This is a genomic window from Rickettsia endosymbiont of Culicoides newsteadi (assembly GCF_002259525.1).
Lineage (GTDB): Bacteria > Pseudomonadota > Alphaproteobacteria > Rickettsiales > Rickettsiaceae > Tisiphia.
Genome location: NZ_MWZE01000132.1, coordinates 1 through 2645, shown reverse-complemented (window position 1 = coordinate 2645; position 2645 = coordinate 1). Strand labels below are relative to the sequence as shown.

Genomic DNA, 2645 nt, shown 5'->3' with positions numbered 1-2645 from the left:
GATAATTTGCAAAAAGCTCATGATGAAAATCAGGCTAAGCTGGCTGCAGCGGAGCAAGAGAAAGATGAAGCGGTTAAAAAGATGGAAGGTGTTGCAGCAGAGTTGGCTGCAGCGGTTCAAGAAAAGGCGCAGGCGGAGAAGAACTTAGCAGCGGCTAATGAGACAACACGGCAACAGAAAGAAGAGTTGGATCAACAAGCAGCAGCTTTGACTAAAGAGAAAGCTGAAGCGATTAAAAAGATGGAAGGTTTTGCAGCAGCTTTGGCTGCAGCGGTTGAGAAAGAACAGCAACAAGCAGCAACTTTGGCTAAAGCGGAGCAAGAGAAAGATGAAGCGGTTAAGGCTAATGAAGACTTAAAAGCACAGACAGCAGCTTTGACTAAGGATAAAGATGAAGCGGTTAAAGCTGCAGCAGATGCACAGGCTGAGATAAAGAAGAATAAACAAGACTTGAAAGAAGAATATCTTGATGATGAATATGCTAAAAGTATGAAAACCTTAGCAAAAAAAGAAGAGGAAATAGGCAAGCAGATGGACTATCTTGATGAGGAATATCTGCAAGCTCAGAAAGAGTTTGAAAAAGAAGAGGAGAAAAGAAATAAGCAGATAAAATACCTTGAGGATAAGTATGCACTGACGACTGGACAAGCAAAAGAAACATTGCGTGATCAAATAACTAAACAGAAAGAAGAGAATGAGAATAAGCGTAAGAGTGATACGGAAGAGTTGGTAAAAAAAGAGAAATTGCTTGCTACAGCTAAGAGAATCCTAAAAGAAAAAAAGGATGATCTAATTAAGAAGAAGGAGAAGGCTGAAAAGGAGATCGCTACAACTAAGAGAGGTTTCAAAACAAAAAAAGAGGAGTTAATTAAGAAGAAAGATGAGGTTGAAAAGGAACTCGCTACAGCTAAGAGAGGCCTAAAAACAAAAAAGGAAGAGCTAATTAAGAAGAAAGGTGAGGCTGAAAAAGATCTTACTACAGCTAAGAGAGGCCTAAAAACAAAAAAGGAGGAGCCAATTAAGAAGAAAGATGAGGCTGAAAAGGAGTTTGATACAGTTAAGAGACAATTCAAAGTAAAAAAAGAAGAGCTACTTAAGAAGAAAAATGATGCTGAAAAAGAGCTTATTACAGCTAAAAGACAATCTAAAACAAAAAAAGAGGAGTTAATTGATAAAATAGATAATGTTAAAAAGCAACTTGATACAGCTGTAAGACAATCCAAAACAAAAAAGGAGGAACTAATTAAGAAGGTAGACGACGTTGGACAGGATATTGATGAAGCTGAGAGACAATTTAAAACAAAAAAGGAGGAACTAATTAAGAAGAGAGACGACGCTGAAAAGGATATTGATAAAGTTGAGAGACAATTTGAAACAAAAAAGGAAGAGCTAATTAAGAAGAAGGAGGAGGCTGAAAAGGATATTGATAAAGCTGAGAGACAATTCAAATTAGAGGTGGAACGTATAAATAAGCAATCAGATACGAAGGAGCTTGAAGAGTTTACTAGACTATTTAAAACAAAAAAGGAGGAGCTAATTAAGAAGAAAGAAACTGCTGAAAAAGATATTGCTACAGCTAGGGTATCACTCAAAATAAAAAAGGAGGAGCTAATTAAGAAGAAAGAAAATGCTGAAAAAGATATTGCTACAGCTAAGGGATCACTCAAAATAAAAAAGGAGGAGCTAATTAAGAAGAAAGATGACGCTGAAAAGGAGCTTGATACAGCTAAGGGATCACTCAAAATAAAAAAGGAGGAGCTAATTAAGAAGAAAGATGACGCTGAAAAGGAGCTTGATACAGCTAAGGGATCACTCAAAATAAAAAAGGAGGAGCTAATTAAGAAGAAAGATGACGCTGAAAAGGAGCTTGATACAGCTAAGGGATCACTCAAAATAAAAAAGGAGGAGCTAATTAAGAAGAAAGATGACGCTGAAAAGGAGCTTGATACAGCTAAGGGATCACTCAAAATAAAAAAGGAGGAGCTAATTAAGAAGAAAGATGACGCTGAAAAGGAGCTTGATACAGCTAAGAGAAGCATCAAAACAAAAAAGGAAGAGCTAATTAAGAAGATAGATACTGCTAAAGTGAATATTGAGACAGCTGAGAAACAATTTGAAACAAAAAAGGAAGAGCTAATTAAGAAGAGAGACGAGGCTGAACAGGATATTGATAAAGCTGAGAGACAATACAAAACAAAGAAGGATGAACTAATTAAGAAGAGAGACGACGCTGAACATGATATTGATAAAGCTGAGAGACAATTTGAAACAAAAAAGGAAGAGCTAATTAAGAAGAAGGAGGATTTTGAACAGGATATTGATAAAGCTGAGAGACAATATACAACAAAAAAGAATGAAATAACTAAAAAGATAGACGATGTTGAAATAGATATTGATAAAGCTGAGAAACAATACAGAGCAAAAGTAATAGCGACAAATAATAAGCTAGAGGAGCCTACAACAACTTCTTATAAACAATTCAAAAAAACAGAAGAAGTAAATAATGGTACATACAACATTAATAATGTACGTACCACTGCTTCCCAGAAAAAGTTAGTTAATCCATCTTCATCAGGAGTAAAAACAGCAAAGCAAGATTTAACTAAAACGCAAAATGAAATGAAAAAGATACAGGGAAGCAGTAC

The 2645-nt window shown here is 35.7% G+C and carries 1 protein-coding gene; it reads left to right on the top strand.

The features are described from left to right. Window positions 1–2645 (top strand): hypothetical protein (locus RiCNE_RS07610; protein ID WP_157905713.1); only part of this gene is annotated, 2645 nt, incomplete at both ends.